Here is a 22,451-nt window from a genome sequence, read left to right as displayed (position 1 = left end):
CTCCACGACGGGCGGCCGTGAGACTCTCTCTCGGCTTCCAACCCGTCGCGAACAGCCTCCCTCCTCTCACTCTCGCGCGAGGCCAAGCATCACGCCGCCTCGTGATCGGCGACAGCCGAATCCAGCGACGCGGGCCCAATGGACCCGGGAACGAAGCCGAGCAAATAGTCCGCGGCCTTGCTCGCCTGCGATGCGGCACGCACGATGGCCCGATTGTCTTCGCGCAGAACGTCAAGCCAGGAGCCGATATAGTCGGCATGGCGCACGGTCGGCACGATCCCGAGCGAGGCGCAGCTGAACGCGGAACTTAACTCGGCGACCAGTTCTTCGAAGGCATATTTCTTCGAACCGAAGGATCCGCTCTGGTCGCGATTGAGGCGCGAGGGATGCCCGGTCGCATGACCGAGTTCATGCAGCGCGGTGCGATGCCAGTTGATGGGCTCGAAATAGGCCTGCGGCGGCGGGACCTGAACATAGTCTTCGGCTGTGGCATAGAATGCGCGATCTCCACCAATCCGAAATGGAATTCCGCTGGCCTTGATCAAGGCGTCGACCGTAGGTTCGATGAGGCCAGCCGGCGGTGGCGGCGCAGCGGTGGCAATCTCGTCAGGCAGATCTGCGCACTGATCGACGTTGAAAACGGTAAATCGTTTGAGGAATGGAATCGCCTGGGCGTCTTCGCCGGTCTCGGCGGCGCGTCGCCTTTCGTCATTCGGCACGAAACGATCCGCGTAGACAACGGTGGTACCGCGCTCTCCTTTGCGAACGTGACCACCAAGCGAGAGCGCCTGGCGGAAAGTGAGCCAGCTTTGCCCGGTGAATCTGCGTTCGATCACGGCTCCCCAGAGAATGAGGATGTTCACGCCACTGTATTGCCGATTAGTCGAGGCATTTTTCGGCATGGCCAACGGCGCTTTCGCTGCGGCCGTACCCCAGGGCTGAACCCAGGGGACGCGTCCGGCCTCAAGCTCGGCAATGATCTTGTCGGTAATTTCGTTATAGAGGGTTGCCCGGTCCTGGCCGGCGCGCGCGCGAGCAGTAGTGTTTGACATCGCGGGTCTCCGCGACGGGCGCCGCGAGCCTCTCTCGCAACTTCTAACCCGTCACGGAAAAACCAGCCTGCACTCTTACTCTCAGCCCTTGCGCCATCTACCGAGGGCCTCATTCGCGATCAGGCGTGCGCCCAAGGGCGCATCGCCGCAACGGAAAATGGCACCCGGAGAGCGTGAGCATAGCGACCCGAAGGGGCACGCGGGTCCGAGTGCAGCGACGAGACCGGTTCAATAGCGGCACCCGGGAACGGGGCAGTGATAGCGATCGCCGCAGGCGAGCCCCTTTCCCGAGTGCCCCCGGCGAGGAGCACCAAAGCTCTAGCGCGAGGGATCAAAGCCGCTAGGCGTGCGCCGTTGAGGCGTGGAGAAGAAGGGAGTGTTCGAAAGAATGGAGCCTGCTGGTTATGGCTCTTACTTGCCCGGCTTACCGGTGTCGGAAGCGACTGAGACTCCGAAAGGAGAACGGGACCAGAGCATGCCGGGAAACGTCTTGAAATCGGGCGCCGCAGCCCGGTGGAGAGCACAAAGTAAGGTGTGCATGGTGAAAGCTGTATTGCCTGAATCCCAGTTTCCAGTCGCCAAAGGGCTGGCAGTAGCGAACGCGGCTGACACGCTACGCCACGCGGGGCAGATCGCACCGGCCAGTGCGAACTGCCACCAGTCCGCGTGGGACGACCACCATCCGTGGGTCAAGGAGACGAATGGGACACCTAAACACACCGCAACTCCCCGCACACGCAACTACGGGATCGCCTGCAACAGGTTCTTTCGAGGACCTGTATGGCGACGGAGCCGTCATAGTACCCAAATGCCCGGCGTAACGGCCGGGACAGCCGCCGCGAGGCGGACGATCATGCGTATAAGGCCGGGCGACCGGACCGAAAGCGCCTCCGATCGGGGGAAGGACGATGCCGCGAATAACGGCATGTGCAGTATGCGTAGAAGAGATTCTTCGACGGAGAGGTTCTGCTGATGCAGGCCGGTACCATCCAGAGAAGAATTGAATCACTGCCGACTTTGTCGCGGTCGGGTAAGCGCGTAAATGGCCTTCACCGCCTGATGAGATGTCCGCATCTCTTCGAGTGGGCCTACGAAAAGGTCTCCCGCAACAAGGGAGCTCTGACGCCCGGTGTAGACGGCAAGACCTTCGACGGCATGTCGCTGGAGAAGCTCGCCGACATCGCCAGGCGCGTGGCAGATGGCACTTATCGCTTCCGGCCAGTCCGGCGGGTTTATATCCCGAAGGACAACGGCAAGACACGACCGCTGGGTATCCCCACGGTGGAAGACCGGCTCGTTCAGGAGGCGGTCAGGATTCTACTCGAAGCGATCTATGAACCTGTGTTCCTCAACGAATCACATGGGTTCCGCCCGGGGCGATCCTGTCACACCGCACTCAAGCTCATCAAGAAAAGTTGGACGGGCTGCAAGTGGCTGGTCGAAGTGGATGTGCGTGGGTTCTTCGACAACATCGACCATGACATCCTGCTTGGGCTTCTAAGGAAGCGGATCGATGACGATAAGTTCATTGGTCTGATCGAAGGAATGCTCAAAGCAGGCTACATGGAAGATTGGGTCTATGGACGCACTTACAGTGGCACGCCGCAGGGCGGCGTTGTCTCGCCCTTGCTCGCCAACATCTATCTGCACGAGCTGGACCAGCACATGCAGATGATGAAGGCGGACTTCGACAAAGGCCGTGAGCGACGTCCATTCCCGCGCTACGTGGCGTTGGAACGGCGCGTCCTCAGTCTCCGCCGGAAGATTGAACGGCTCCGTGCCGAAGGCACGGATCGGGCCGAGATCGATGCTGCATTTGCGGAGATCAAAGCCATCAATAAGGAGCGACGGAAAGTGCCTTCCGTCGATCCGATGGACCCCAACTTCAAAAGGCTCCGCTACTGCCGCTATGCCGACGACTTCCTCATCGGCGTGATCGGGAGCAAGCGGGAAGCGAGTGAGATCATGGCTTGCGTCGAACGATTCCTGACGGAGACCTTGAAGCTCGCCGTGTCGCCCGAGAAAAGTGGGGTTCACGCCGCTTCAAAGGGAGTGACCTTCCTGAGCTATCGCATCTCGACATACACATCCTACGGGGCTGGACGAAAATCCGGCCGCAAGGGACCGGCTGGACGGACATGGCGCGTGATGCGTCGGCCGACCACCGGCAATGTCAGCCTGCGGGTGCCGCGCAAGGAAGTCACCAAGTTCTGCAAGCAACACGGCTATGGCGATCTCGCCAAGAAGACCGGCAGTCCGCGCGAGCAGTTCCTGGTAACCAGCGACGTTGCAACCGTCCTCGCCTATAACTCAGAGTTCCGTGGGTTTGCGAACTACCACTCGTTTGCCGACGACATCAAGAGCGCCTTGGGATTGCTGGAGCTTGTCGTGTTCCGCAGTCTTGTGAAGACGCTGGCGATGCGGCATCGGACGACGAGAGCAAGAACCATGGCGCGTCTGTGGAAAGGCACGGACTACGAGGTTAGCTCCGTGGTCCGTGGTAAGCTTCGCAGCATCAAGCTGTGGAGACTGAAACATCTCACCCGAGCCTACTGGACAAGTCCGACTATCGACAACGTCACGGCAGGTGCGTGGTGGGTCAAAAGCCCAAATGATCTGATCAATCGACTTAACGCTCGCGAATGCGAAGCGTGCAGCGATTCGACGGGACCATTCGAGATGCATCATCTCCGTCGCCTGGGTGACCTGCGAAGCGGATCGCTGACGGTCTGGAAACGGTCCGGTTGGCGGCGCAAGACCATTGTCCTGTGCCCGTCATGCCGTGCAGCCGTCTCCGGTCGAGAGCATGCGCGTACGGAAAGCCGTGTGCATTGAAAAGTGCCCGCACGGTTTGGGGGGAGGCGTAGGGATATCCTCTTCGAGGTGTCTCGCGCCTACCCTACCGAGACGCTGCGCGGCTCGGTTCACGAGAGCCCGGTGCGGCGACAGCCGCACGCGCTAATCGGACAAGGGGCAACCACCTGAGCTCGGACGTGGTTTCTTCAGTTCGTTCTTGCCCACCCTAGCACCTCGCCAAGCTGAAAATTCAGCCTTCGAAAAACCACGAGATCCCACGATCCCGAATCCCAGTCGTGTGTTAGCGATGGAGAACGTCTCCGGGACTAAATGATTCGTCTCAGCGTGAGCGTGGGAGAACCTTTCAATGCTGATGACCAAGCAGAGACGGCCGGCGATCGGCACCCTGCGCGGTTGGGCGATCAACGTGCTGAACGAAGCCGGCGCCATCCGCGAGTGCGAGGAGCACGGTTGGATGCAAGACCGCGCCGATCCGCATGCACGAGAGCCCGCCTTCGATAACGCCCGTCAGGACCCGCCAGCAGACGTCTCCCCTCAAGCAGCGGAGGCCGCAATTCGCGACGTGCTGGACTCGATTGGTGATAGCTGCCCAGAATGCGCCCCTGACGAGGAGGACCGACGCTAAGCACCGATGCCAACCCGTCTCCTACTCAGCGGCCTAGCCGCCTTTCCACTCGCTTCCGCGTATTGCCGACCTTTTTGACAGCCTTCTTCACCGCCGGCGCCGACTTACCTGTCTTCTTCGCCTCGTACTGCACCTCGTAGTCCCGCCCGCCGGCTACCCGTGCCCGGTCCTGTTTTCGCCCGCGCGCCGTCTTCGACTTCTTCGCTGCCGCCATGGATACCTCCTGTTCGTAGCGTCGAGGCTACGCAACAAGGATTCGCCGGTTCCGGAACAATTCGAACTGTGCCAATTTGAATCGGCTGTAGCGTGGAGTTTTGCAGTGGCGTTTCAGCGTAAAATGCCGGCGGCTATCGGCGTCAAGGCGCCCTTCCCCGGCTTTATCGAACCGGCCCTGGCCACCTCGATCGAGAAGGTGCCATCCGGAGAGCGCTGGATTCACGAAATCAAGTTCGACGGCTACCGTGTTCAGGTCCATCTGGCCAACGAGACGGCGAAGATCTTCACCCGGCGCGGCCACGATTGGACGCATCGCTTCAAGAAGGTCGCTCATGACGCCTGGCGGATCAAGGCGAACTCGGCGGTGGTGGACGGCGAGATCGTGGTGCCCGCTGCCGACGGCACGACTGACTTCTCGGTCCTGCAGACCGAGCTCAAGGGCAAATCGAAGAGTATCGTGCTCGTAGCGTTCGATCTGCTCTACCTGAACGGCCGAGATATCCGGAAGCTGCCGCTGTTTCAGCGCAAAGCCGAACTCAAAAAGATCTTGAGCGGCACCGACATCCAGTTCAGCGAAAGCTTTGAGATAGACGGCCGCGAAATGTTCGCGCACGCCTGCAAGCTCGGCCTCGAAGGCGTCGTCTCGAAGGTCCGGGGCAGCGCCTATCCGGCGGGACGCACGAATGACTGGGTCAAGAAGACCTGCGTACAGCGAGAGACGTTGACCATCGCCGGTTTCGCACTCGATGGGACGAAGTGGGACGGGATCTACGTCGGCCGACGCAAGGGCGGCGATCTGGTCTACGCCGGCAAAGTCGACCACGGCTTCGACAAGGTCTCGGCCGCCGATCTGCAGAAACGGCTTAAACCCCTCATCCGGAAGACCCAGCCTTATACCAAGCGCATCGCTCACAAGGGCATCTGGGTCGAACCCAAGCTTCTGGCGGAGATAGAGTATCGCGCGAAGTCGGCCGAGGGAAAGGTCCGCCACCCCTTCTTCCGGGGCCTGCGGGAGGACCTGTGATGGACGCGTTCGATCGCTTCTGGCAGTGGGCGAACAAGCCCCCCGAAAGTCCGCTGACGATTCCGGCCGAGCTGCATCGAGCGATCATGGAGCTCGCCCCTGAAGACCGACGGGACCGTACCGCGGTGAACCGAGCCGCAGCGCGCGTACCAGATCCCGAACGATGATCGCTTGACGGCAACCCTTTGCCTTCCCTCGGTGCCGCCGCGCAAGAACTGAAACTAACTCCGCGCACGCTGCAGCGCAGCTTCCAATCGCTCCCTCTCCTTATTCCAGCGATCGTCTTCGGTTTGCGATCTCTTCGCGAGAGCCTCAACCTCGGCCTGGATGGCGGCAGCCCGCTTCGCGTGCTCCTGCTCCGCCTTGTCCAGCGCAGCCTGCGCCTTGTCGACCGCCTGCTGACGGCGCTCACGTTGTCTCTGCCTGGCGGCCTCCTCCCTCGCCCGTTCACTCTCCCGGCGCCTCTCCTCCCGTTCGTAGGCAAGCGCAGCCTTCCGCTCGGCCGTCTTGTCAACTGGACGTGAGGAAGGCTTCTTCGAATTTTGGCCCTTCGATTTGCGCGGTGCGTTCGTCGATCTTCTGTCCCCGCCGAGATCGGAGGGCAGTTCGGCTTGCTCGCTGAAGGATCGGTTGGATCCGACCGGGCGCCTGAGAACGACGCCAGGCTTCTTCATGGCCGCAGCAATGACGTCCGGATCGTCGCTTTCCTTCGCCGCGCCCTGGTGGAAGAGATTGCTATTGGCGCCCCAGGCTTCGAGGGCCGCTTTCATGGAAGGAGCAGCGATCGCCAGATCGAAGAAGCCCATCGAAGTCTGAAAGGTTTTCAGCTTTCTCGCCATCGGTCTGATCCGCCCTCCTTAATCGAGCGTCAAGGTCGCATGCCACGGAGTCTGCGGAACACGACGCGGCCCCGAAGCGTTCCCTAATCCTTGAAGGACGTCCATGCATTTCGCAACGTGCTCTTAAGGATTGGCCTCGAATGAGCCGGACGTCGACCCTGCCCAAGCGCCTGCAGCCGATGCTCGCTACGCTCACCGACGCGCCGTTCGACGATCCCGGCTGGGTTTTCGAGGACAAGTATGACGGCTTCCGGATGATCGCGGAAATCCGGCGAGGCAAGGTTGCGCTCTACAGCCGAAATGGCAAGATCATCAGCCGCAGCTATATCGAGGTCGCCAAAGCGCTGGAGGGCGTGAAGGGCGATGCCGTGATCGACGGGGAGCTCGTCGCGATCGGAAAGGACGGCGTATCCCATTTTCAGTTGCTTCAAAACGCCCTTCGCCACAAGGCCAAGCTTTTGTACTGCGCGTTCGACCTCATGTTCGCAGACGGTGACGACTTGCGCGCGCTGCCGCTCCTAGAGCGCAAGAAGCGGCTAAAGGCCATCCTGCCGCGCCACAAGCTCATCGCGTTCAGCAACCACCGCAAAGACAAGGGAACGAAGTTCTTTGCAGAAGCCGAGCGGAGACATCTCGAAGGTATTATGGCCAAGCGCGCCGACAGCCCCTATGCGTCCGGACGCCGAACAGCCGATTGGCTGAAGGTGAAGACCGCGCAGCGGCAGGAGGTTGTGATAGCCGGCTTCACGGCGCCGAGGAGAACCCGGCCCTTCTTCGGCGCTCTCGTGCTAGCGGTAAGCGAAGGCGATGCATGGCGGTACATAGGCCACGTCGGCACCGGCTTCAGCCACCAGGCTCTCGAAGAGCTTCACGCCAAGCTCATGAAGCTCAAAACGGCAAAGTCGCCGTTCCCAGCCAAGGTGAAGGATGAGCAGGTCACGACTTGGGTGCATCCTGCGTTGGTCGCAGAAGTGAAGTTCGCGGAGTGGACCAGCAAGGGCGAGCTGCGCCAGCCAGTCTATCTCGGGCTGCGGTCCGACAAAAACGCGAAGGACGTCGTACGCGAAAAGAAGTGGTCGCGAAAATAGCGCCGCCGAGACGAAGCGTAGACCTGTTCAGCCGGCGTCGCGCTCAGATGCCGAAGGCCATGGAGGTAAGGGCGACAACCCGAGAGCCTTACGAACCGGTCCGAACGACCGCCGGTGAGCTGCGCATGCGCCAAGTCTGGCGAGCGCTTCATAATGAGCCGGCACCGGGTAGCCCTTATGATCCGCGAAGCCATAGCCGGGGTGTCGCACGTCGAGCGTCCGCATGACGGCGTCGCGCTCGACTTTCGCGAGGATGGAGGCGGCGGCGATGCTGGCGGACTTGGCGTCGCCTTTGATGATGGCCTGCTGAGGGATGTCGATTTCCTTCAGCCGCTTCGCATCGATCAGCAAGTGCTGCGGCGTCAAGCCTAGGCCCCGAACCGCACGCTGCATAGCCTGAATGCCCGCCCAATAGATGTTGATCGCGTCGATCTCCTCGACCTCGACGAACGCCACAGACCAACACTGCGCCTTTTCCTTGATCTCCTTCGCGAGTTTTTCGCGAGCCGCGGCGTCGAGTTTTTTCGAGTCGTCGATTCCGACTGTCCGCGTGCCCGGTTTCAGGATCACGGCGCCAGCGGAGACCGGCCCGGCGAGTGGGCTCATTCCGGCCTCATCCACGCCTGCCACGGCATGATGGCCTGTTTCCCACAGCGAGGTCTCGAAGCGGAGCATCTTGCGGAGGCGCTGCCCTTCCGACCTATTTTCGAAGCGGCGTTTATCGATTGAAGCCAGGATGGCACGCGCTCCGGCGCGGGTGTCGGCCCGCAAGATCTGCTCGACGCTGGCCTCGAGCGGTCTTTTCTCGACGACATAGCGCTGACGCAATACATCGAGTGAGTACTGGGACATTACGGCCTTCGTGAAGATTGACTGTTGGGAAGCATGTCAGTGAACTTTATGGCGATTGTCTGAAGTAGCTATACAGCCTCACCGACCGCGCAACGCCCTCTCAAAAGGAACCCGGCCAGCTCTCCCGCGCGGGTTCGGCCTCCATTTCCTCGCTATATTGTCGCTCGCCGGCTCGGTAGAAGGACCCATACTCAGTCACCGTCCCGAGTAGATCGGGGCCGGCATGGCCGCAAACAAGGTAACGGCGGTACGCTTGGGGCTGGGGAGGCAAATCGACAGTCCGGGACTATCAAACGCTGCTCCCATTTGGCGGATTTTTCTTCCCTCAGTCGCTACCTCAAGAGGCGTTTGCTCTTGCCCGTTCGCGCGTCTCGCGCCGACGTTCACGTCTTTCGCGCCGTCGCTTGGCACGGTCGGCGGGCTGCCGCAGCGGAGGAACAGGCGCCGACGAGGTCGCACTCGTCTCCAGAACTGGAGGCGCCTCGGCGCTTTCCAAGGCCGTTGGCCGCGCTTCCATCAATTCGAGCAACGCCCGTCCTTTGGACGTGATCTTCCATCCTCCGCTTATCCGTTCGACCAATCCTTGTGAGAAGATGTCGAGGTCGGGCACATTGGCCGCGAGGCGCCTGGTCCGGTCCGCCCAGTCGCGGCCACTCGTTACCAGGATGGCCATATCCCTCTTGAGGTCCTCCATCACGGCAAAGCCGTCCGGATAAGCTACCAAAATCTTCAGGACGGTGACCTGGAAGTTCACGCCCGCCCCGCGATCAGCGCCACATCGTTGGCGCGTGCGAGAGGGCGTCGCGACCAACCTGTTTGGGACCCTCGGGAGAGATTTCGCCTCTCGTCGCAGCCTCTAGGATTTTCGACGCGACGTGTGTACGTGCCCCGATCTCGCGGTGCGAGACGCTTTCACAGACTTCATCGAGAACCGCGCGCAAAAGCGCGGTGGTTGCCATGTCGAACATAAGCTGCCCCCTGAGGGAAAATCTAATCATAGCGCGGTTTCGCACCCTTGAGGATTCAAGAATGTTAAGCTTGCCGATGGTGCGTTGCACCCATGGTTGCGTACCGCGCCGATGGATTGGCTCTGCAGGGGTCGAAGCCCGCAAAATCGAACTGATTGGGCTGAAGGCGATGCTACCAAACACTCCCAAGGGAAAATCACGCAAATTGATAAACTTCCCAGCGGCGCGCAAAGCGCACAAACCGCTATTTGAATCGCGAGGTCGACGGCTCTATGCACGGTTGCTTCGGCCTCGCGGTCCGCCGCCGTTCTGGCGTTGCGCACCGACCGGGCAGCCATTAGGCGGCTGACGAGATGACCTCGTATAACGTCGTCGAGATGGGAATCGCCATTCGCCGGGGCTGCCGCGGACGGCGAAGTAGTGGCCTTCGGCTTCACCGGATGCTTCACGACTCCTAAGCCGACTTCCGCTGCGGCTTGGCCGCCGGCTTCTTCGCCGCGGTCTCCTTCGCCGGCTTCTTGCCTGCGATCGGCATCAGCATTTCCTTCTGCCCGGTCGCCGCCTTGCGCGGCTTCTTGCCTGGTTTCTTCGGCGGCTCCGTCGCGGCCGCCCCCTCTCTTCCGATGCTCTTGCGCAGCGCATCCATCAGATCGACGACATTCTCACCTCGAGGACGCTCTTTCGCTCTGATGGGCTTGCCGGCGCGCTTCTGATTGATGAGATCGATGAGGGCGGTTTCGTACTGGTCTTCGAACTTGTCCGGTTCGAAATGGCCCGCCTTCTGATTGACGATGTGCTTGGCGAGATCAAGCATGTCCTTGGTGACTTTGACATCCTGGATATCGTCGAAATACTCATCCGCGGGACGGACTTCGTAGGGGTAGCGCAGCAATGTCCCCATCAGGCCTTTATCGAGCGGTTCGAGCGCGATGATGTGCTCGCGATTGGTCAGCACCACACGGCCGATTGCAACCTTGTTCATCTCGCGGATGGTTTCCCGAATGACGGCGAAGGCATCGTGCCCGACTTTGCCGTCGGGACGCAGGTAGTAGGGCCGAATGAGATATCGCGGATCGATCTCGCTGCGGTCGACGAACTCGTCGATCTCAATGGTTCGCGTCGATTCCAGCGCGACGTTCTCAAGCTCCTCCTTGGTCACCTCGATGAAGGTATCGGTATCAACCTTATAGCCCTTGACGATGTCCTCGTTGTCGACCTCCTCGCCGGTGTCGGCGTCGACCTTGGCGTACTTGATCCGATGGCCGGTCTTTCGGTTCAGCTGGTTGAACGAGACCTTTTCGGATTCCGAGGTGGCCGGGTAGAGCGCAACCGGACAGGTGACGAGGGAAAGACGCAGGAAGCCTTTCCAGTTGGCGCGGGGGGCCATCGCGGGAACTCCATTACTGATGCCGGATTCAAGACGAACCAACCGGCTTGGTTCCGACATCGCGGCCCGTCCCATAAGAGGATTTTTCTCAGCAGTTGCCTTAGTTGTTCTTGTTATGTTCTAATTCAGGCATGACCGACCGACCCGCGAGCTGGCGCATGCCGACCCCAAAGCAGATGGAAAAGCTGGCCGCCGAAGCCGCCCGTAGGCCGAGCCCTTCCACTGCGGCTCCAGATCCGCCGCTCCCGGCCGAATATTGGGACTCAGTCCTCAAAGACCCTCGCGCCGGCACGACCGAGACCAAGATGCGGCAGCGACGGCTCTCCGAAATTCAGCGTCACGTACTCCGCGTCTCCTGCCGCCGCTGCGAGCGGACTGTAGAAATCCAGACCGCCGATGCCGTCCGCTTGTATGGCGCCGACGCGCTGTGGAAGGACGTCGCGCAGCGGCTGCTCGACAACACTTGCCGGCAGCGCACCGGCAGGCATGAAGAAGACGGGTGCTGGCCAGCGTTCGAGGCGTCGTAGTCGCTCTGGATTTGCCGATCCGTTCTCTTTGCGTCTGGATGTCCGGATGGCCCCGAAGTATCACCCTACGCCCCTGTCGGGCGGCGATCGTAAGGCTCTGGCAAAAGAGCTCGGCAAGGCACGCGCGATGGCCAACATCCTGGCTACTCAATCGGCAGAGATGCGGGCCAAGGGCGAGGCAATGATCCAGCAAGCCGATAGGCTGCTTTGCGAAAGCTGGAACGAGCGGATGTGGAGTGACGGCGAACCGATCGATCCGTCGCCGACCATCGACCAGGCCGTGAACGGAGGCTTCCCCTGGCTAGAGATCAGGTGTGCGCGCTGCAAGACGCCGAGCGACGTGGACCTCGCTGCGATGAAGCACCCGCCGACCACCTTCGTGCACGATCTCGCCAGCCGGCTGCGCTGCCGCAAATGCGCCAAGGCGGGGCGGCGTCCATCCGCGACTCTGCTACAGTTGACGTGGCAGCCGCGCCACTCTCGAACCGAACCCTGACCGATGTGCAATCTTTATTCGATCACGACCAACCAGGCTGCGATCAGCGCGCTGTTTCGTGTCGTGAACCGATACGTCGGCAACCTGGCGCCGATGCCCGGGATCTTTCCCGACTACAAGGCACCGATTGTGCGGAACGGAGCCGAGGGCCGCGAACTTGCTAAGGCGCGGTGGGGAATGCCGTCGTCGTCAAAGGCACTGATGGAAGCCACGAAGAAGCGAGCCGAGAAACTGCAGGCCAAGGGCAGGGCAGTGGATTTCAAGGAATTGCTCAGAATGGAGCCGGACGGCGGCACGACCAACATCCGCAACGTAAAAAGCAAGCACTGGACGAGATGGCTGGGAGCCGAAAACCGATGCGTGGTGCCCTTTAACTCCTTCAGCGAGTTCAACAAGGCCGAGGGCGGTGATATCTGGTTCGCGCTCGATGAAACCCGTCCCCTCGCCTGCTTTGCCGGCATCTGGACTAACTGGACATCCGTCCGGAAGGTCAAGGAAGGTGAGACGACCAACGATCTCTTCGCGTTCCTCACGACGGACCCAAATGCAGAGGTCGGCGCCATCCACCCGAAGGCGATGCCGGTGATCCTAACTACGCCCGACGAAGTGGAGGCCTGGATGACGGCTTCTTCGAGCGAGGCCTTGATGCTGCAGCGGCCGCTCGCCGACGGAACGCTTCGGATCGTCGCCCGCGGCGTCAAGGAAGATCCGACCGGGCCGACAACGTGACCGATGGGGACGACGACCAGGCCGCTCCCCGGGGCCGCCAACGCAAGATTATCCACATCGACATGGACGCCTTCTATGCGTCGGTCGAGCAGCGGGACAATCCAGATCTCCGCGGCAAGCCCGTAGCTGTCGGCGGTTCCCGCGAGCGCGGCGTGGTAGCAGCCGCTAGCTACGAGGCCCGCAAATTCGGTGTCCGGTCGGCCATGCCTTCGGTGACGGCCAAGCGGCAGTGCCCCGATCTGATCTTCGTGAAACCTCGCTTCGAGGTCTACAGGGCGGTCTCGCAGCAGATCCGCGAGATTTTCGCCGAGCACACCCCGATCATCGAGCCGCTGTCGCTGGACGAGGCCTACCTCGACGTGACCGAGAATCTGCAAGGCATTACGTTCGCCCGGGACATCGCGTTAGCGATCCGCGCGAAGATCAAGGAGGTAACCGGCCTCAACGCCTCTGCCGGCATCTCCTACAACAAGTTTCTCGCCAAGCTCGCATCCGACCACCGCAAGCCCAACGGCCAGTACGTCATCACCCGCGAGATGGGACCGACATTCGTCGAAACCCTCCCCGTCGGCAAGTTTCACGGCATCGGGCCGGCGACCAGCACCAAGATGAACTCGCTCGGCCTGTACACCGGCCTCGACATGCGAAACCAGTCACTCGAATTCATGCAGGCGAACTTCGGGAAGGCCGGCAGCTATTACTACTGGATCTCGCGGGGCGTCGACAACCGTGAGGTCCGCTCTGATCGAATACGAAAGTCGGTCGGCGCAGAGAATACCTTCTCTAGCGACCTGACCGATTTCGAAACCATGGTCGCCGAACTTCAGCCATTGATAGACAAGATCTGGCTGCACTGTGAAGACAAGGGAGCGCGGGGGCGGACGGTGACTCTGAAGGTCAAGTTCAACGACTTCGAGATGATTACGCGCAGCAGGTCGGTACCCGTCGCCGTTTCGAGTCGCGCGGACCTCGAACGCCTATCGGTCGCATTGCTTCAGAACGAGATGCCCTTTTCGAAGCCAGTCCGGCTGTTGGGGGTGTCGCTTTCGTCGTTACAAGGCAACGAGGCAGAGCTGCAGCTTGGTCTATCGATCTAACGATCGCAGCTGACGCATCATCGTATTGCTAGCGCCGCCGCAGAAGCCTTCGCGCGAACCCGCGATGAGCGGAACGAGCCGAGGCTTCCGTTTGCTGTGTAGTGACGCTAGCGCGGCGATCCAGGTTATTCGTAGGGCAATTCGCCGAACAGACCGATCATGAGGTCACCGTCGAGTTGCGCAAAGGGAATATCGACGTAGTGATCGGGGTGCCGTGGTTTGGCTCTGCCGTCATTCGGTCCGTTCCTGGTGTGCCCGCGCACCTGCTCGCCGCTCTCTTTGATATAAGGCAAAATGACCAATCGGCCGTGGTTGATCGAGCGGATTGTGCCTTCCTTCCACAAGGTGCTTCCCTCGGACTCTTTGGTGGACGTGGTCTGTTTGATCTGCCAACCGATGCCGCCATCTTCTTCGTACCAGAAGACGATGCCGTTCGAGACCAGCACCTTATGACCATTGGCCAACGCTTCCGCCAGCATACGCTGCACGCTTGCGAGTTGCAGCAACTGGTTGGCGCGGGGCAACAAGATCTGACGAATCTTGGCCTTGGTCTTTCCCCAATGGTCGTCGGCGCTGTAGCCGAAGCCGTTGGCGATTCGTGCTCGCATCGCCTTTGCCGCAGATCGCTCGCCGGCGATGTAAGGCTTGGACCATTTATTGTCGTGCGAGAGGTAAAGAATGGAGCGGTGCCAACTGCGATTCGTCTCCCGGACCGTCACGATCACGACCCTCAAATAGGGCATGTCTGAAAGCTGTTCGCTCAATTCCTGACGAAAAGGAACTGACTCCGCAGGCAGCACAATTGCAGAAGGGTCCGGTCGCGGATCATTGGCGTGCCGGCGGCGTGCCTCGGCGAGCATAAGCTCTTCTTCGTCGCGAAGGCGTTCTTTGGATTGCAGGTTCTTTGCGACTTTAAGCTGGAGCGAACGTTTCCTCGCGGCATCCATCTCGCGCGCTGCGAGCGCGTCGTGCAGCGTCTGATTGAGTGAGGCGGCGGCCGATAGTGCGGCCTCGCGGTCCGGATAGATGTCGCCGCGCACGCGTCCATTCTCGGTCGGCACCCTGCGGTCGCGCCAGATCGGAGCCTTGTCGCCTTGCTCCACCAGTTCCTGCATCAGCCAGTTATCGAACAGTGGGCGATAGTGCGGCCACACCGCCAGTGCGGTATCAAAATCTCGGGCGTTGTCTCCCCATTTCATCGCATACCCTCAAGATCAATCAGCGATATTTTGCCCGGCTCGGTCGGGTCTGCGACACGGCGTTGGTGGAAGTGAAGCGCGGCGCGGAGAAATCGGATCGGACCGACGTCGGTATCGCATCAGGATCCGTGACGAAGGTGTCGAACGGCTCATTCCACTCTCTGCTTAACCTTGGAGCCGGACACGAGCACGCAGCCGCTCATACAATTGCACTTCTGCTTGATGGGTCAACTCCACCACGATTGCAAAGCGTTGTTGCGTTTCGAACGTTCCCGCCCAGCCGCCATCGCAACGCACGACTAGATAATAATTGTCGCCATAGGCTTCGGTGCCACGCGTAAACGTTACGCTCGCAGTTTGCAGAGTTCCGCGTTCACGCTCGCGCGGGCCCGGCTTCAGGTCGCAGTCGAAACGATTATCGATATCCGGCTGACGCCCCTCCTCCTGGGTTCTCCGTCGGAAATGCTCGAAGATCCGTTCGGGACTGCATCCTCGCACGAGACGAAAATTCATGCCAATTCCGGCATAGTCGGCGCGGGTGTGACGAACTGGGGGATCGAAGGCAAGCGTCACGCGGATGCTGCGACGACCGCCACTCTGGAACAGTTCGGGAATCGGCAACTGATAGACCGCAAAGTGGTCGAGCGCCAATTCATCCTCGGCATACAGCACGACGCGATGATCATCCGAATATGCTGCTCGCTCTGAATCAACAGCGCCATGGCCGCAGATTGAACGCATGGCATCGTCACCGAGGGTTTGAAGCCTGAGCTGGGCCTCATCCGGAATGCGCGCCGCGCCTGCAAGCAACGCACGGACAAGGTTCGCAGATGCACGGGGAAAGCGCGCAAGAATCTGAGCGGCTTTGTGGGCAACGCGAGGGGCCGCATAGGACGTGCCAGACCCCGCCGTAAACAACCGGTCAAGAAACAGATGATGGAGCGTGAGAACACCGGCGGTCGGCAAGTCTTCGCCCAGCCGCAGCCGTCCTACTGCGGGATCGAATACCATCGTGCCTCCGACATCGACTAGATCCGGCTTGATGGAACCGCCGATGCCGGGCCCTATCCTCGTAAAGGGCGCAGGCTCGAACGCACGCGTAATGGGTCGGATATGAACGTGCTCGACAAGATCGGGCCCAAGACCCTCGCCGTGCGCCAACGCGCCGACCGTGAGAACGTTCATGGCGCCCGCAGGCTCACACAGACGGTTGGCCGGCTCGAGCAGATAGCCGGGATACTCCGTGACGGCTTGTTCCAGACGGTTGCCGCTGCGGGGCGCGCGATTGCCGGCCGACACGATGATGAGGGAATCGAGTTCGCGGGCGAGTTCATCGAGCGTCGCTGCCCAAGGCCCAACCTTGCCTCCGTCATAGGTGCGCTTGGGATCACCGAGCGCGACCACAAAGAGCCGACAACCGAAACGCTGATTGAGAGTGGTCAAGGCTTCGCGCATCTGGGAGGGAACAAGACGACGCTCGTCGAACTGACCACGTTCGTTCACGACCTTGGCCGAAGCAATGCGCCCCGCTCGTACCAACGCACCAACAGCAATCTGATCGCGCAGATCGCCAAATAGCGACACGCCGGCAACGCGCGTGCCGTGGCCCCAATCGTCGGCCGTGCCGAGCCTTTCCGGCACGCCGATCGCACCGACGATGGCACCCGCCAGCAACGGATGATCGTTGACGCCGCTGTCGATGATACCAATGACCGGCGCGTCGTTGCCAAGGTCGTCCGTCTCCGGCAAATCGGCGATCGTCAACTCAAACGCCTCGCCGGTGGCGATATCAGGTTCAGGCGGCAGATCGAGATCGGCAACGTCTTCGACCGTGAGAAGCGTTTGTATTACGGTGCCCAACATGCGCGCCCGCAGCATCGTAATCGACGGGCCAACGTAGCGGTCAAGCACTTCGCCTCCCCGCGCATTAATGTACTCGGCGATTTGCTCAAGCTTTCGGGTGCGGAGTTCACGCCGGCCAATGTCCCATAGCTCGAGGTCGAGGACGAAGATCCGGTCCGCATCGAAGTCTTCAGGCAGGGTCAGCCCTTCTTCACGCAATCGCAGCCCGATACGATCACGAGGTTCCACCGCGCTAATCTCTTCGATGCGGGTGATGAAGCCATTGTAGGACGGGGCGGCTTGTCCAGGCGGGGTTCCCTGCGCATAGGCTTGCAGGCGATCGCGAAAACCCTGCAGATCGTCATTCGATGCGAAGAGGATCAGGGTTTTGTCTTCATCGCTGGCGAGGAGGGTCAGTCCAAGCCGCTCCCAGTCTTCCTCCATCGTCATTCCGGTCATGCGAACGCGCAGAATGAGCGACGGGTCGACGAATTCCGGACGCCGGCGGCGTTGCTGCTCCGCGATCGCGGTGTCGAGCTCGGCCCGAAGCTTGCGGCTATGTCCGCCGACATCTCGTTGAGGAGCAGCACCACCTCCTCCATGCTTCCGGCGCTCGAGACGCTCGGGAAGCCGCAGGAGCTGGAGGTGGTCGTAGCGCGGCACGCCGGATTAGTCTTCCAAATGCTGCAGGCGTGCGGTGCCGGATCGCCGTCGAATCTCATCAGCGACGGCGTGACAGAAGTCCAATTCACGGACCTCTTTGCGGCGCTCGATTACGGCGGCCTTGATCGCCTGCACGCAAATGCGTTCGATTTCGGCGAAAGAATAGCCATCCAGCGAACCGACATGAGAGACTGGATCGAAAGCTGTTTTGATATTCTTGAATTTCAGCGCCAGGAAGTGCTCGATCATCTCCCGGTCCGGCTTTTCGAACCAGATGACCTCGTCGAAGCGGCGCCAGACCGCGGGGTCAAGGGACTGGTCGAGATTGGTCGCCGCAACCAGAAAGCCCTTCGGCTTGATTCGGTCGATGAAGATCAAAAGACTGTTGACCACGCGCCGCAGCTCGTTGTGCTCGCTCGTATCATCACGCGAGCGCGCCAGCGCATCAAATTCGTCGAGAAAGAGGACGCAGGGCTGCTTGCGCGCGAACTCGAAAATCTTGCGAATGTTGGTCGCGGTTTCGCCAAGATAGGAGGAGATCAGGCGGTCGATCTTGACCACGAACAGCGGAAGCCCGAGCTCGCCCGCGAAGATCTCGGTGCAAAGAGTCTTTCCGCAGCCCGGAGGTCCACAGAACAGCAGCTTCGAGCGCACCGGGAGTCCGCTGCGGCGGATGTCATCAGCGCGGCGAAATTCCTGAATTAGTCCGGAAAAGATCCGGATATTGGCCTTGCTGAGAACAATGTCGTCCTTGGTGTGCTCCGGCTCGACGCGCTCGACGAAATCGTTGGCGGCGTCCGGGAACGGAATGAGCGGTGCCAGCGCCCGCGGTGGGGGCGCGCGGTTCGAGGCATGGTCTAGGGTTTGGCGGAGCGACCGAGCTAGAACGTGGTTGTTCTTCTGCTCCTCCTCCAGAATGATCTGTTCAGCAATCGCCCGGAATTCGTCGTCCCGGCCGTAACTCGCTAACAGCTTTTTCATCAACTCGCCGCGAGCCATTAGCGGTCCACTTATCTAGCTTGGCGTCAAACATAGTTTGGATCGTCCGGTCCCACCATGCCTTTCAGCCGTTAAAACCACGTCAACCACAGCCAGATGCGGGCTGACGGCAGCGGCTCAGCGGGCTGGCTCCGACCAATCCGGCGGGCATGTACAAGTGCTTATGCGCCAAGCCAACAGATAGCGAACAAAACGAGAATCCGCAATAGTCGGCTCGCGCCCAAGGATCGGGAATTTGTGCGCCACCTCTAATCGCTCGTATGAGGTCCAACCCGCTCGTCATTTTCGGCAACGCATCGTCCTTGGCGACACCGCCGTCGCGCAGCGAAGCGAAGCGGTGGGAAGCTGGCTTCGGACATGGGCGGTTGTTGGAGATTCGCTGGCTCAGCGCTCCGCGACCGAAGCTTGTTTTCGTTGCTTGGGCACGTCCACAAAAGCAGGTTTATCTTGTTGTTGGTAAGACTTAGGGACCAAGCAATACCGCGATCCCTCGCTTGACTGCTTAGGAAACGAGCACTCATTCTGGAAGCATGAATTATGACTTTTCAGGTCTGTCCCATAGCGAATTTGAAGATCTGGCCCGCGACCTCGTCGGGCGAGAGATAGACCTGCGCTTCGAGGCCTTTCCGGCAGGCCCGGACGACGGGATGGACGGCCGCCATGCGCGAGCCGACGGATCGATTGTGATGCAGGCGAAGCACTACCACGGGTCCGGTTTTGCGGCGCTGAAGTCAAAGATGGCGAAGGAGCGGCTCTCGATCGATCGGCTGGCAGCGACGCGCTATATCCTCGTGACATCGGCGCCGCTCACGCCAAAAAACAAGAACGCGTTAGCGCAGATCATCGGCCCGTCGCTGCAAACGCCGGGCGACATTTTCGGTCCCGGCGACCTCAACGCTCTGCTTCGAAAATATCCGGACATCGAGAAAGCCCATCAAAAGCTTTGGGCGCAGAGCACCTCGGTTCTGGAAACGGTTGTCACGGAAGCGGTTGGAAAGGCTCTGTCAAAGCCCGGGGTGGTTCCCGCAGTTCTTGCCAATCTCCTTCCGCCTGCGGAGGCTGCCGGGAATGCAGCGCCTGTCGAGAAAGTAGCGCGAGACACCATATTTCTGATCAAAGCATCGCCTGTCGACGATGAGTTTGCGCTTTGGCTCGCGCCCAAGCTCGAGGCTGAGGGGTACCGCGTGTTCGCCGACATCCTCACGCTTCAGCCCGGTGACCGATGGCGCCGACAGATCAATGAGGCGCTGCAATACCGGGCCGTGAAAGTTCTACTCATCTGCCGCGATGCCACGCTCGCTGACCCTCATGTCCAGGATGATCTCGACGTCGCGCTGGAGTTGTCCAAGGAGCTCGACGATTCCCGCTTCATTATTCCGCTCCGGCTCGAACCGGGAAAGAAAGTCAAGGGCATCGGGGATGCGGTTCCCGTCGATTTTGTGCGCGGCTGGGGAGAAGGCGTCGGTCTCCTACTTGACGCGCTGCAGCGCCAGAAAGTCCCGCGTCCTTCCGGCCAGCCGGTGATCGATCCGAATTGGGAGATTTTCCGGCGGCGTGGCGCGATCCCGCTCGTCGAGGAGGCCGAGCGACTGACCTCGAACTGGCTGCGCGCCGCGGAAGCGCCCGACGTCATCCGATTCTTTGAGAGCACCGGGGTGATCGAGGACCGATTGCTGGATCGGGCGCTCGAGGATTTCGGCTATCCGTGCGCGAAACAGGGTGCCGGGATCATCACTTTTGCTGAACAATCCGAAGTCGACGTCGCGTTCGCGTCTGCCGGCCGATTCAAGCTGAAGTACGAGATCCCTCTGCTGGAATTTATCAACAATGGCTTTTCTGCGCTTGGGATTGAGCGTCAAGTCGCTTCCAACCTAGTCATTGCAATGATTAAGAAGGCCTGGCTGTCCTTCTGCAGAGAGAAAGGCTTCGTCGAGTATCAATATTCCAACGCTGTCGGCTTCCACGCTTCGGCCGCGCAGGCACCGACGGGACACCGCATCCCCTGGGGCAAGCAAGGCGACCGGCGGTCCTCGATGCTGCGCAATGTCGCGAAGGGACATATCTGGCAGTTCGGCGTCACTGCGATGCCTTATTTCTGGCCGTTCTGGCATCTGAAACTCAAGTCGAGGGTATTGTTCTCGGTCGACAACGATACGGCCGAGGGGCTCGGCATCGATGACGCAAGGAAGCTACACCGCCTGCGCCGAAGCATTTGCAAGGGTTGGCGCAACAAGCAGTGGCACGGACGCATGCTCGCATTCCTTGAGCTATTGTCCGGCGAGTCGGCCTATATTCGGCTAGCGCTGTCGGCGAACGCTCCGCTCCTAATCGAAGCCGCGCCGATGTTGTTCACTTCACCGGTGAGCACAGCGCTTCCCGATGTTCTTGACGCCGATGAGGAAGAAGCCGACATCAGTACCCTCGGTCGCCCCGACAACGATGACGAGGCCGACGCGTGAGATTTCCGGACAAATCGCTTCGGGTCGAACACTTCGGCGAACCGCCGCTGGAGTTTGCGTCTTCGCAGCGCAGTCCGCATCCCAAGGACGGACTGTTCCTGTATGGACCTCACGCCAAGGCGAAGAAAAGCCGGGAAATCCGGGTCGGCGTGGTTGGCACCACTGATGGGATCGCGCATTTTCGTGCATGGGGTCGCAAGCTCAAATCGGCTGTCCGTGTTCCGCCGCCCGGAAAAGGCGAGAAGGCCGATCGGTTGCACCTGACGAACTTCCCGGGCTTAGATGAGGCGTTCGGCATTTCATTCGATCCGGACGAATGCAGCGCGCTGTCGATTCCGTGGAAGGACATCGATCGCGCAACGCGCATCGTCAACCTCAACGAGGCCGTCGACAAGGTCGCACGGCTCTACATCGATCGCGTCAAGCAGCATCTGCGCAACGACGAACGATCCGTCGACGTCTGGATCCTGGCTCTGCCCGAAATCGTTTACGAGCGATGCAGGCCTCAGTCCAAGCGGACCGGCCTGCCGCTGGAAAAGGGCGAGTTCACGAAGCGGCAGAAGGCGAAGGAGAGTGTCCCGCTACTCGCTGCCATGGGCGCCATTGATCAGACCGAGGAGGCGATTTTCGAGGACGTTCCCGATTTTCATCGCAGGATCAAAGCCGAATTCCTGGCGATCGCGCCGACGCAGCTGGTCCGTGAGACGACGATTGCGCCCGACGCTTTCCTCAATAAGGCCGGTTATCCGCTGCGCAAGACACAGGATGCCGCAACGGTCGCCTGGAATCTCGCGACCGGGCTTTACTACAAGACGCAGCCCAAGCCGCCGTGGCGGCTGGCCGACGTTCGACCGGGGGTCTGTTACATCGGCATGGTCTACAAGAGCCTGCCCAACGACCCCGATGGTCATGCCTGCTGCGCGGCGCAGATGTTCCTCAACGAGGGAGACGGTGTTGTCTTCCGCGGTGCTAATGGACCGTGGAGAACCGGAGATTACGAGTTTCATCTCAAGGCACCAGCGGCGAAAAACCTGCTCGCTTTGGTGCTGAAGACCTACGCCGAGACGCATGGCGGCCCGCCTAAGGAGCTTTTCATCCATGGGCAGACCTATTTTAACGACGAAGAGTGGAACGCCTTTGTCGAGGCGGCGCCGAAAGGAACCAACATCATCGGCGTCCGCATTCGATCGACAGGCGGCGAGACCAAGCTTTTCCGCGATGGCGACTATCCCGTGCTGCGCGGGACCGCGCTCCTGCTCGATGATCAGACGGCCTATCTCTGGACGACGGGTTATGTGCCACAGCTCGATACTTACATTGGGCCAGAGACACCCAATCCGCTGCATATCACCGTCATGAAGAGCAAAAACGCAAAGCCGGACATCCGCACGGTGCTCGCAGACATCATGGGTCTCACCAAAATCAACTACAATTCCTGCAACTTCAATGATGGCCTGCCCGTCACTGTCCGATTTGCGCGGATGGTCGGAGACGTCCTCACCATGGGGTCGGCGAAAGGAGAGGAACGTCAGCCATTTAAGTTCTATGTTTGAGCGTGCGCCAGTTTCCTTG

General features: G+C 60.5%; 21 protein-coding genes. 11 read left to right on the top strand and 10 right to left on the bottom strand.

Annotated features, from left to right (window positions below):
• Positions 1-89: 89 nt before the first annotated feature.
• Complete coding sequence (locus tag XH92_RS14485) at positions 90-1,052, bottom strand: ArdC family protein (protein WP_194459805.1); 963 nt, start codon at positions 1,050-1,052, stop codon at positions 90-92.
• Positions 1,053-2,024: 972 nt separating this feature from the next.
• Here XH92_RS14485 and XH92_RS14480 point away from each other — a divergent pair.
• Positions 2,025-3,887 (top strand): reverse transcriptase domain-containing protein, encoded by a 1,863-nt coding sequence (locus tag XH92_RS14480; protein WP_194459804.1) that lies wholly within the window; start codon positions 2,025-2,027, stop codon positions 3,885-3,887.
• A 328-nt stretch (positions 3,888-4,215) separates the two neighbouring features.
• The gene (locus XH92_RS14475; protein ID WP_194459803.1) at positions 4,216-4,494 is read left to right on the top strand and encodes a hypothetical protein; all 279 of its coding nucleotides are present in this window, start codon (positions 4,216-4,218) and stop codon (positions 4,492-4,494) included.
• A gap of 25 nt (positions 4,495-4,519) precedes the next feature.
• Here XH92_RS14475 and XH92_RS14470 read toward each other — a convergent pair whose 3' ends face one another.
• On the bottom strand, positions 4,520-4,708 hold the full coding sequence (locus XH92_RS14470; RefSeq protein ID WP_194459802.1) for a DUF3606 domain-containing protein: 189 nt from the start codon (positions 4,706-4,708) through the stop codon (positions 4,520-4,522).
• Positions 4,709-4,813: 105 nt separating this feature from the next.
• Between XH92_RS14470 and ligD (XH92_RS14465) the strand changes: the two genes are divergently transcribed.
• Both ligD (XH92_RS14465) and XH92_RS14460 read left to right on the top strand, forming a co-directional pair.
• The gene (gene ligD / locus XH92_RS14465; RefSeq protein WP_194459801.1) at positions 4,814-5,734 is read left to right on the top strand and encodes a non-homologous end-joining DNA ligase; all 921 of its coding nucleotides are present in this window, start codon (positions 4,814-4,816) and stop codon (positions 5,732-5,734) included.
• Entirely contained in the window at positions 5,734-5,901 is a 168-nt protein-coding gene (locus XH92_RS14460; RefSeq protein ID WP_194459800.1) for a hypothetical protein, read from the top strand. The genes ligD (XH92_RS14465) and XH92_RS14460 overlap by 1 nt, the downstream gene beginning before the upstream one ends.
• A 54-nt stretch (positions 5,902-5,955) precedes the next feature.
• Here XH92_RS14460 and XH92_RS14455 read toward each other — a convergent pair whose 3' ends face one another.
• The gene (locus XH92_RS14455) at positions 5,956-6,573 is read right to left on the bottom strand and encodes a cell envelope biogenesis protein TolA (RefSeq protein WP_194459799.1); all 618 of its coding nucleotides are present in this window, start codon (positions 6,571-6,573) and stop codon (positions 5,956-5,958) included.
• Positions 6,574-6,713: 140 nt separating this feature from the next.
• Here XH92_RS14455 and ligD (XH92_RS14450) point away from each other — a divergent pair, with 140 nt between their 5' ends.
• Positions 6,714-7,661, top strand: a complete 948-nt coding sequence (gene ligD / locus XH92_RS14450; RefSeq protein ID WP_194459798.1) for a non-homologous end-joining DNA ligase — start codon at positions 6,714-6,716, stop codon at positions 7,659-7,661.
• Positions 7,662-7,688: 27 nt separating this feature from the next.
• Here ligD (XH92_RS14450) and XH92_RS14445 read toward each other — a convergent pair whose 3' ends face one another.
• From XH92_RS14445 to XH92_RS14435, 4 genes are all read right to left on the bottom strand, one after another.
• The gene (locus tag XH92_RS14445) at positions 7,689-8,513 is read right to left on the bottom strand and encodes a ribonuclease HII (RefSeq protein WP_194459797.1); all 825 of its coding nucleotides are present in this window, start codon (positions 8,511-8,513) and stop codon (positions 7,689-7,691) included.
• Positions 8,514-8,850: 337 nt separating this feature from the next.
• Complete coding sequence (locus XH92_RS14440; RefSeq protein WP_194459796.1) at positions 8,851-9,267, bottom strand: hypothetical protein; 417 nt, start codon at positions 9,265-9,267, stop codon at positions 8,851-8,853.
• Between the two features lie 13 nt (positions 9,268-9,280).
• Positions 9,281-9,481, bottom strand: a complete 201-nt coding sequence (locus XH92_RS42975; protein ID WP_246788422.1) for a hypothetical protein — start codon at positions 9,479-9,481, stop codon at positions 9,281-9,283.
• 454 nt (positions 9,482-9,935) lie between these two features.
• Complete coding sequence (locus XH92_RS14435) at positions 9,936-10,868, bottom strand: Ku protein (protein ID WP_194459795.1); 933 nt, start codon at positions 10,866-10,868, stop codon at positions 9,936-9,938.
• A gap of 131 nt (positions 10,869-10,999) precedes the next feature.
• On the opposite strand from XH92_RS14435, the gene XH92_RS14430 reads away from it, so the two are divergent.
• From XH92_RS14430 to dinB, 4 genes are all read left to right on the top strand, one after another.
• Positions 11,000-11,395, top strand: a complete 396-nt coding sequence (locus XH92_RS14430) for a hypothetical protein (protein WP_194459794.1) — start codon at positions 11,000-11,002, stop codon at positions 11,393-11,395.
• A gap of 46 nt (positions 11,396-11,441) precedes the next feature.
• Complete coding sequence (locus tag XH92_RS14425; protein WP_194459793.1) at positions 11,442-11,891, top strand: hypothetical protein; 450 nt, start codon at positions 11,442-11,444, stop codon at positions 11,889-11,891.
• 3 nt (positions 11,892-11,894) lie between these two features.
• Positions 11,895-12,620, top strand: a complete 726-nt coding sequence (locus XH92_RS14420; protein WP_194459792.1) for an SOS response-associated peptidase — start codon at positions 11,895-11,897, stop codon at positions 12,618-12,620.
• A gap of 62 nt (positions 12,621-12,682) precedes the next feature.
• On the top strand, positions 12,683-13,717 hold the full coding sequence (gene dinB, locus XH92_RS14415) for a DNA polymerase IV (protein WP_246788551.1): 1,035 nt from the start codon (positions 12,683-12,685) through the stop codon (positions 13,715-13,717).
• A gap of 125 nt (positions 13,718-13,842) precedes the next feature.
• Here dinB and XH92_RS14410 read toward each other — a convergent pair whose 3' ends face one another.
• The 3 genes from XH92_RS14410 to XH92_RS14400 form a co-directional block, all read right to left on the bottom strand.
• Positions 13,843-14,916 carry a hypothetical protein gene (locus XH92_RS14410; protein WP_194459790.1) on the bottom strand — a complete coding sequence of 358 codons (1,074 nt, stop codon included), beginning with the start codon at positions 14,914-14,916 and terminating at the stop codon, positions 13,843-13,845.
• A 165-nt stretch (positions 14,917-15,081) separates the two neighbouring features.
• On the bottom strand, positions 15,082-17,421 hold the full coding sequence (locus XH92_RS14405; RefSeq protein WP_246788420.1) for a S8 family peptidase: 2,340 nt from the start codon (positions 17,419-17,421) through the stop codon (positions 15,082-15,084).
• Between the two features lie 6 nt (positions 17,422-17,427).
• Positions 17,428-18,420: an AAA family ATPase gene (locus tag XH92_RS14400; protein WP_194459789.1), complete on the bottom strand. Its 993-nt coding sequence runs from the start codon at positions 18,418-18,420 to the stop codon at positions 17,428-17,430.
• A gap of 530 nt (positions 18,421-18,950) precedes the next feature.
• On the opposite strand from XH92_RS14400, the gene XH92_RS14395 reads away from it, so the two are divergent.
• Positions 18,951-20,879: a toll/interleukin-1 receptor domain-containing protein gene (locus XH92_RS14395; protein WP_194459788.1), complete on the top strand. Its 1,929-nt coding sequence runs from the start codon at positions 18,951-18,953 to the stop codon at positions 20,877-20,879.
• Positions 20,876-22,432 carry a hypothetical protein gene (locus XH92_RS14390; protein ID WP_194459787.1) on the top strand — a complete coding sequence of 519 codons (1,557 nt, stop codon included), beginning with the start codon at positions 20,876-20,878 and terminating at the stop codon, positions 22,430-22,432. Before XH92_RS14395 ends, XH92_RS14390 begins: the two co-directional genes overlap by 4 nt.
• The last annotated feature ends 19 nt before the right edge of the window (positions 22,433-22,451 follow it).

The sequence above is a fragment of the Bradyrhizobium sp. CCBAU 53421 genome (assembly GCF_015291625.1).
Taxonomy (GTDB): Bacteria; Pseudomonadota; Alphaproteobacteria; order Rhizobiales; family Xanthobacteraceae; genus Bradyrhizobium.
This window is presented reverse-complemented; position numbering and strand designations above follow the sequence as displayed.

What these genes read in the sequence shown, in the direction of transcription:
- XH92_RS14460 (WP_194459800.1), top strand. Translation starts at nt 5,734, where the DNA reads ATGGACGCGTTCGATCGCTTCTGGCAGTGGGCGAACAAGCCCCCCGAA.
- XH92_RS14445 (WP_194459797.1), bottom strand. Translation starts at nt 8,513, where the DNA reads ATGTCCCAGTACTCACTCGATGTATTGCGTCAGCGCTATGTCGTCGAG.
- XH92_RS14475 (WP_194459803.1), top strand. Translation starts at nt 4,216, where the DNA reads ATGCTGATGACCAAGCAGAGACGGCCGGCGATCGGCACCCTGCGCGGT.
- XH92_RS14400 (WP_194459789.1), bottom strand. Translation starts at nt 18,420, where the DNA reads ATGGCTCGCGGCGAGTTGATGAAAAAGCTGTTAGCGAGTTACGGCCGG.
- ligD (WP_194459798.1), top strand. Translation starts at nt 6,714, where the DNA reads ATGAGCCGGACGTCGACCCTGCCCAAGCGCCTGCAGCCGATGCTCGCT.
- XH92_RS14485 (WP_194459805.1), bottom strand. Translation starts at nt 1,052, where the DNA reads ATGTCAAACACTACTGCTCGCGCGCGCGCCGGCCAGGACCGGGCAACC.
- XH92_RS14395 (WP_194459788.1), top strand. Translation starts at nt 18,951, where the DNA reads ATGAATTATGACTTTTCAGGTCTGTCCCATAGCGAATTTGAAGATCTG.
- dinB (WP_246788551.1), top strand. Translation starts at nt 12,683, where the DNA reads ATGGACGCCTTCTATGCGTCGGTCGAGCAGCGGGACAATCCAGATCTC.
- XH92_RS14425 (WP_194459793.1), top strand. Translation starts at nt 11,442, where the DNA reads ATGGCCCCGAAGTATCACCCTACGCCCCTGTCGGGCGGCGATCGTAAG.
- XH92_RS14480 (WP_194459804.1), top strand. Translation starts at nt 2,025, where the DNA reads ATGCAGGCCGGTACCATCCAGAGAAGAATTGAATCACTGCCGACTTTG.
- XH92_RS14410 (WP_194459790.1), bottom strand. Translation starts at nt 14,916, where the DNA reads ATGAAATGGGGAGACAACGCCCGAGATTTTGATACCGCACTGGCGGTG.
- XH92_RS14435 (WP_194459795.1), bottom strand. Translation starts at nt 10,868, where the DNA reads ATGGCCCCCCGCGCCAACTGGAAAGGCTTCCTGCGTCTTTCCCTCGTC.
- XH92_RS14455 (WP_194459799.1), bottom strand. Translation starts at nt 6,573, where the DNA reads ATGGCGAGAAAGCTGAAAACCTTTCAGACTTCGATGGGCTTCTTCGAT.
- XH92_RS42975 (WP_246788422.1), bottom strand. Translation starts at nt 9,481, where the DNA reads ATGTTCGACATGGCAACCACCGCGCTTTTGCGCGCGGTTCTCGATGAA.
- XH92_RS14420 (WP_194459792.1), top strand. Translation starts at nt 11,895, where the DNA reads ATGTGCAATCTTTATTCGATCACGACCAACCAGGCTGCGATCAGCGCG.
- XH92_RS14430 (WP_194459794.1), top strand. Translation starts at nt 11,000, where the DNA reads ATGACCGACCGACCCGCGAGCTGGCGCATGCCGACCCCAAAGCAGATG.
- XH92_RS14470 (WP_194459802.1), bottom strand. Translation starts at nt 4,708, where the DNA reads ATGGCGGCAGCGAAGAAGTCGAAGACGGCGCGCGGGCGAAAACAGGAC.